Origin of the sequence: Viridibacillus soli, from assembly GCF_016612995.1 — a bacterium.
GTDB lineage: Bacteria > Bacillota > Bacilli > Bacillales_A > Planococcaceae > Viridibacillus > Viridibacillus soli.
The window spans coordinates 47857-54833 of sequence record NZ_JAEOAH010000044.1 but is presented as its reverse complement, the minus strand read 5'-3'; the positions used below and the strand labels follow the sequence as shown (position 1 = coordinate 54833).

Sequence of the window (6977 nt, the reverse complement as noted above, 5' to 3'; positions counted from 1 at the left end):
TTAAGTACAACTGATTTTATCAGTTGTACTTTTTTTGTTTGTCTAAAATGAACCATAAATATGAAGTTCGGTAAAAAGAATGTTAGAAGTATGGGGCTTTTGCTAGAAACCATTAATGATGTTTTAGAGGGGTATTGTATTTAAGGATCAATTAAAGGTACATATATAAATATTTTTTACAGCATTAAAGATGTTATTAATTACTTATTATCACATGTCATCTAAATCGGATAAGAAATTCTACAAACATCAGGATATATTGTTGAAAGTCACTATACCTAAATTTGAAGGAAAATAAAAAAATCGCCTAGGGAATTTATGGGTGATTTTTTGTTTTAAGCAGAAGGAATGTAATCTTTCCATCAATTTACTAACAGTATTACGAGGTAATAGATTGATAAAGGCGACTTCTAGTATTGCTTTGTAGGGAACATGTTGTTATTTACTATAGTCTATAATTTCATCATCGTAATCAAGTGATGACTAGCAAGCACAACAAATTGTTTTGACACACAGATGCTCCACATCTGATATTTCGAATGGATGAAATATCGGCATTAATGGTAGGCTACACTTTAAACATAACTGATCAGATTTTAAAGCCTCTTCATGAAGAATAGGAAAGTAAGCTAAATCTTTTACTGCGAAAGCTTGTAATTTAGTTGGGTTGTTTTCCATCTCTTTAAATGCTATGGAGGTAGCGTGCTTAGCTGCCTATTATTTGTGTATAGTGCATCATAAAAGATACACTGACAAAGCCAACATCCAATCTAGAATGGGCAAGGGCGATACCAATAGCGGGAGCAATTGCTTTATATAGAGTAAGCAATTGCCCCTTCATACTAAGTTTCAGCTGCTTGCAACTCTGTAGTTCCTGTTTTTCATTTTAAACAATTGATCACAAGGCCATTGCGTTGTTTTTCTTCCATTTGGTAGGGAGTTAAGTAGTGTCTATGAAAATACCTACAGAATTTTGACCCTTTACTTTTGTTGCTACAACTGAAGATTAATTTGACGGTGATACGCAAATGGTTTTTATATCGTCAGAAAATGTATAGATAGACTTTTGTTTGTGAAATAACGCATGAGAGACAGGTTTTAGGAATAGATATTGTATAATAGAGTTAATCGAAATTAATCGGAACTAATCCGTTACCGGAGGAACATATAATAATGAAGAAAAATTTATTTATAACATTTGAAGGACCAGAGGGAGCAGGTAAAACGACGGTCTTGAAACTAATTGTTGAAAGATTACAAAAAGAAGGTAAAGAATTTATAGCCACCCGTGAACCAGGTGGTAGTGAAATTGCAGAGAAGATTCGAGACATCATTTTAAACCCTGCTCATACAGCAATGGATGCACGTACAGAGGCTCTATTATATGCGGCTGCTCGTAGTCAGCACTTTGTAGAGAAAGTTGAGCCCGCGTTAGTTTTAGGTATACCAGTTTTATGCGACCGTTTTATCGATTCATCATTAGCCTATCAAGGACATGCAAGGGGGCTTGGTATGGAAGGGGTACGTTCCATTAATGAGTTTGCTATTGGTGATAGAATGCCGGATTTAACAATATTATTTGAATTAGAGCCAGAGGTTGGTCTAGCACGTATTAATGCGCATAGTGAACGTGAAGTTAATCGTTTAGACGTAGAGAGCTTGGCTTTTCATAAGAAGGTTCATGAAGCGTACACATTGCTAGCGAAACAAAGTCCAGAGCGTTTCTGCATTGTTGATGCAAGTAAAACTTTGGAAGAAGTAGTGGAAAATGTTTGGGAAATTTTGAAAAATGAATTATAAAGTAAATGAAGACACAAGCTGCTTTGTGTTATAATTGTTGAAAGAACCTATTCAATTAAGGGGTGAGTGCCGATGAAATTAGTTGTGGCAGTTGTACAAGATCAGGATAGTAACCGTCTTTCAAACGCTTTAACGAAGAATGAATTTCGTGCAACAAAATTGGCAAGTACGGGAGGATTTCTTCGTTCCGGGAATACCACATTTCTTATAGGTACTGATAATTCATTAGTTCCAAAAGCTTTAGATATCATTCGTGATAATTGCCGTGCCCGTGAGCAAATGGTGGCACCGATATCACCAATGGGTGGGAATGCAGATTCTTATATTCCCTATCCTGTAGAAGTTGAGGTTGGGGGAGCTACAGTTTTCGTATTACCGATTGAACAGTTCCACCATTTCTAAAAAATGGAGGCGACAGGTAATTGAAAATTAATCAAGATTTACGAACTGGGTTAGATCAATCACGCCAGACACTACCAAATCATCAACCGGCAACACGATTTGGTGATGTTGTAGTGAAGCAGGGCCAACGATTACAAACAGAGCAACTAACAAGACTATTAGGTGATATATCCACGGCAGGCGATCGTATCGCTAAATCGCGTAATTTACGTGATTTAGCTAAATTTAAGATGCTCGTGAAGCGCTTCTTAAAAGAGGCGGTTGACCATGGTATGGAGCTTAAACAATCGCATACATGGAATCGTTTTGGCGAAGGCCGTCGATTGAAGGTTGTAGCGACGATTGATGAAAAGCTGATTGAGTTAACAGAGGACCTTTTAGATCAGGAGAAAGACTCTGTGGATTTATTAAGTAAAATAGGCGAGATCAAAGGGTTGCTAATCAACCTATATACGTAAAGAAACCCCGTGTCTTTCGGAATCCCGGAACACGGGATTTTTTCAAACAATGAAAAGGTGATGAATGATGGTGCAGACAGCTGAAGAACTACTTAAATTGCAACCTGTAGTGATGAAGCAGCTCCAAACAATTTTCGATAAAAAAAGACTAGGTCACGCTTACATATTTGAAGGTGGAAAAGGTTCTGGAACCGAAGCTGTAATGCGTTTCTTCGTGCAATTAATGCTATGTGAGAATCCACACCAAAATGTTCCATGTGAAACATGTCGAAACTGTCAACGTATGAAATCAGGAAATCACCCAAATTTCCATCAATTGTATCCGGACGGGCAATTCATTAAAGTAGCGGCCGTTGAAGCTTTGTTACAGGAGATGAATAAAACCGGCTTAGAAGCAGGGCGGAAAGTGTATGTTGTGCACGAAGCGGGACGCCTTAATCCGCAATCTGCTAATAAATTATTGAAGTTTCTTGAAGAACCAGAAGGTATTGTGACAGCAATTTTTGTGACAGATAATATAAATGCGATGCTACCAACAATTCGCTCGCGTTGTCAGCATATTAAATTTCAAGGTATTTCGAGAGATATAATGATTAAAGAGCTTGTAGCAAAAGGGGCTACGGCTTCTATGGCAGCTACAGTGAGCATGGTGACAAGCAACTTAGAGGAAGCTTTTTCCCTGTCAAAAGCTGATGAGTTTGCGCAGGCTCGAAAAACAGTGTTAAAATTGGTTGAAGCATCCATTAATAATGTGCATGAAGCTTTGCTTTCTGTCCATGAAGATTGGCTGCCACTATTTAAAGAGAAAGAGCAAATGGAGTTAGCATTAGATTTACTGCTATTTGCATTTCGCGATATTGTAGCGATTAAAGCAAATCCCGAAGCAGTGTGTACGTATCCAGATTGGTTATCGTACTGGAAAAAAGTTGCATTGCACATGACTTACGCTCGTTTATCGACGCAGTTGCAGGCGATATTACAAGCTCGTCAGCAATTACAGCGCAACATGAACCGAACGCTGATGATGGAGCAGCTTATGCTGAATCTGCAGGAGGGAAAATCCTTTGTATAACGTAGTTGGTGTCCGCTTTAAAAAAGCGGGTAAAATATATTATTTTGACCCTGGAGAATTTTTATTAAATAAGGGTCAATATGTTATTGTTGAAACTGCACGTGGCATTGAATACGGCAAAGTAGTCGTTCCAATGAAACAAGTGGGTGAAAGCGATGTTGTATTACCGTTAAAACAAGTGGTACGACCCGCCGATGAACATGACCGTTTCCAGGTTGAAGAGAATGCTGTTGAATCTGGACGTGCTTTTGAATTGGCAACAGCCAAAATTGTAGATCATGAATTAGAAATGAAATTAGTTGATGTCGAATATACATTTGACCGCAACAAAATTATTTTCTATTTTACAGCGGAAGGTCGAGTTGATTTCCGTGAGTTAGTAAAAGACTTAGCTGCTATTTTCCGCACTCGGATCGAACTTCGCCAAATTGGTGTTCGAGATGAAGCGAAAATGCTTGGTGGCATAGGCCCTTGTGGAAGAATGTTATGCTGTTCTACATTTTTGGGCGATTTTGAGCCAGTATCTATTAAAATGGCAAAAGATCAAAATTTATCGCTTAACCCTTCTAAAATCTCAGGGTTATGTGGTCGTCTAATGTGTTGCTTGAAATATGAAAACGATGAATATGAGGAAGCTAGAGAGCAAATGCCTGATGTTGGTGCTATGATTGCAACACCGGATGGTACTGGAAAAGTTGTTGGCATGAATATTTTAGAACGAGTGCTACAAGTAGAGCTTTCAGAGCAACAACGTATTTTGGATTATACATTGGATGAAATTCTACAACATGAAAAAAGTTCCGTCCAATAGAGGAAATAAAGAGGTGGCTTGAGTGGAGGACCGTAATTTCTTAGATACTGTTATGGAGTTCGAACAACAGCTAGAATCGATGCAAAAACAATTTGAGGCACTGAAAAAATTCGTTGCGCTCATGATGGAAGAGCATCAAACACTCCAAATGGAGAATCATCATCTTCGTACTCGTCTAGAAGAAGTACTTTCCTCTAAACCAGAAGGAAAGGTTATTATAGACGTTTCTGCGAAAAAGAAAGAAATCATAGATGTTGGTGAAGGGTATGACAACTTGGCACGTCTTTATCATGAAGGTTACCACGTATGTCATGTCCATTTTGGAAGTTCACGTAAGGGCGAGGATTGTCTATTCTGCCTGTCATTTTTAAATAAACAAAACGGCTAAACAAAGACTGATTCCACTTTTTAAAGAAGTGGAGGTCAGTCTTTTGCTATGTTGGAGGTAAGAATATGGAACAGTGGTTGAAAGAGGATGAACGACTTGATTACCTTTTAGCGGAAGATTTACGTATTATTCAAAGTCCGTCGGTGTTTTCATTTTCTCTTGATGCAGTATTACTTGCAAAGTTTGTAAATGTGCCACGTCAAAAAGGGAAACTTGTTGATTTATGTGCCGGTAACGGGGCAATTCCATTGTTTTTGAGTGCTCGTACAAAAGGTCATATTACTGGAGTTGAATTGCAAGAGCGCCTTGTTGATATGGCGCAGAGAAGCGTTCGTTATAATGAATTAGAAGAACAAATTCATATTACGCAAGGTGATGTTAAGACAATTGCATCTATACTTGGCGTTGAAAAATATGATGTCGTGACATGTAATCCGCCCTATTTTCCTGCGCACGAGGCGAGCGATAAAAATTTGAAGGAGCATGTTGCAATTGCACGCCATGAAATCTATTTGACGCTAGATCAAATGATTTTTTCTGCAAGTAAATTGTTGAAGCAGGGTGGAAAAGCTGCATTTGTACATCGTCCGGGTCGTCTGCTTGATATTGTTACAGCGATGCGTGAAAATCGAATAGAGCCAAAACGCATTCGCTTCGTTTATCCGAAAGCAGGTAAGGAAGCGAACACTTTATTAATAGAAGGAATCAAAGACGGTAAGCCAGATTTAAAAATATTACCGCCACTTTATGTATATGGAGAAGATGGTGAATATACGGCTGAAGTAAGAGAGATGCTATATGGAAAAGAGCAATAAGCATCTCATGTATGTACTAGAATGCGTAGATGAAACCTACTATACAGGCTATACAAACAACTTAGAGCATCGCCTTACGGTGCATAACTCAGGTAAAGGTGCCAAGTATACGAGAGCGCGTCTACCCGTCCATTGCATTTACTTTGAAGAATATGACACAAAGCAAGAAGCGATGCGAGCTGAATATGCATTTAAACAATTAACACGTAAACAGAAAATTAACCGTATAAGGAGCGGAGAGCAGTGAAATCACAAAAAAGTACCATGCATGAAAAGGGTAGTTGCTTATATTTAGTCGCAACACCAATTGGTAATTTAGAAGATATGACGATGAGAGCCATTCGTATTTTAAAAGAAGCTGATGTTATTGCAGCGGAGGATACGCGTAATACGAAAAAGCTATGCAACTACTTCGAAATCGACACGCCGCTCGTTAGCTACCATGACCATAACAAGGAGTACGGCGGAGAAAAGCTACTTAGCTATTTACGTGAAGGTAAGACCGTTGCATTAGTAAGTGATGCAGGTCTTCCGTGCATTTCAGACCCAGGAGCAGATATCGCCACTAAAGCGATTGAAGAGGATTTTGCGGTAGTACCAGTACCAGGTGCTAATGCTGCTATTACAGCTTTAATCGCATCAGGTTTAATACCACAGCCATTTTTCTTCTATGGATTTTTGAGTCGTCAAAAAAAGGATCGTAAAGAAGCGTTAGAGAAATTAAGTAAACGTCATGAAACGGTTTTATTTTATGAAGCACCTCATCGTTTGAAAGATACATTAAAAGATATGCAAACGATTTTAGGTAATCGCCGTATTGTTTTAGCGCGAGAATTGACAAAGAAATTTGAAGAATTTTTAAGAGGTACAATTGATGAGGCGTTAGAATGGGCAAATGAAAGCGAAATTCGCGGGGAATTCTGTATTGTTTTAGAAGGTAATGTAAATGCTGATGAAGAAGAGGAAGTAGCTTGGTGGGATGAACTTCCTGTTATCGACCATGTCAGAAGATTAATGGAAGAACAACAACTATCGTCTAAAGATGCTATTAAAGAAGTGGCAAAAGTAAGAGGGCTCGCAAAGCGAGATGTATATCAGGTATATCATGTTGAATAATGATATATAGTAAATGAAAAAAAACATCCGAAATGGCGAATATTTCGGATGTTTTCTTTATATGAAATCACATTTGAAAAACAAGGTAAATAATAATTTAATTGTTATTGTATAT

9 protein-coding genes are annotated in these 6977 nt (G+C 38.2%); all 9 read left to right on the top strand.

The window, feature by feature from the left end:
* The first annotated feature begins 1173 nt into the window (after positions 1 to 1173).
* The 9 genes from tmk (at position 1174) to rsmI (ending at position 6862) form a co-directional block, all read left to right on the top strand.
* The gene (gene tmk, locus JFL43_RS19195) at positions 1174 to 1800 is read left to right on the top strand and encodes a dTMP kinase (protein WP_200750262.1); all 627 of its coding nucleotides are present in this window, start codon (positions 1174 to 1176) and stop codon (positions 1798 to 1800) included.
* Between the two features lie 72 nt (positions 1801 to 1872).
* Complete coding sequence (locus JFL43_RS19190) at positions 1873 to 2202, top strand: cyclic-di-AMP receptor (RefSeq protein ID WP_100795413.1); 330 nt, start codon at positions 1873 to 1875, stop codon at positions 2200 to 2202.
* Between the two features lie 20 nt (positions 2203 to 2222).
* Positions 2223 to 2660, top strand: a complete 438-nt coding sequence (locus JFL43_RS19185) for a YaaR family protein (protein WP_200750261.1) — start codon at positions 2223 to 2225, stop codon at positions 2658 to 2660.
* Positions 2661 to 2727: 67 nt separating this feature from the next.
* Positions 2728 to 3732 carry a DNA polymerase III subunit delta' gene (holB, locus tag JFL43_RS19180; RefSeq protein ID WP_200750264.1) on the top strand — a complete coding sequence of 335 codons (1005 nt, stop codon included), beginning with the start codon at positions 2728 to 2730 and terminating at the stop codon, positions 3730 to 3732.
* Entirely contained in the window at positions 3725 to 4543 is an 819-nt protein-coding gene (locus tag JFL43_RS19175) for a PSP1 domain-containing protein (RefSeq protein WP_100795416.1), read from the top strand. Before holB ends, JFL43_RS19175 begins: the two co-directional genes overlap by 8 nt.
* A 22-nt stretch (positions 4544 to 4565) precedes the next feature.
* Positions 4566 to 4931: a DNA replication initiation control protein YabA gene (gene yabA, locus JFL43_RS19170; RefSeq protein ID WP_100795417.1), complete on the top strand. Its 366-nt coding sequence runs from the start codon at positions 4566 to 4568 to the stop codon at positions 4929 to 4931.
* A gap of 65 nt (positions 4932 to 4996) precedes the next feature.
* Positions 4997 to 5746 (top strand): tRNA1(Val) (adenine(37)-N6)-methyltransferase, encoded by a 750-nt coding sequence (locus tag JFL43_RS19165; protein WP_100795418.1) that lies wholly within the window; start codon positions 4997 to 4999, stop codon positions 5744 to 5746.
* Positions 5730 to 5993, top strand: a complete 264-nt coding sequence (locus JFL43_RS19160) for a GIY-YIG nuclease family protein (RefSeq protein WP_100795419.1) — start codon at positions 5730 to 5732, stop codon at positions 5991 to 5993. The genes JFL43_RS19165 and JFL43_RS19160 overlap by 17 nt, the downstream gene beginning before the upstream one ends.
* Positions 5990 to 6862: a 16S rRNA (cytidine(1402)-2'-O)-methyltransferase gene (gene rsmI, locus JFL43_RS19155; protein ID WP_200750260.1), complete on the top strand. Its 873-nt coding sequence runs from the start codon at positions 5990 to 5992 to the stop codon at positions 6860 to 6862. Before JFL43_RS19160 ends, rsmI begins: the two co-directional genes overlap by 4 nt.
* Positions 6863 to 6977: the final 115 nt, after the last annotated feature.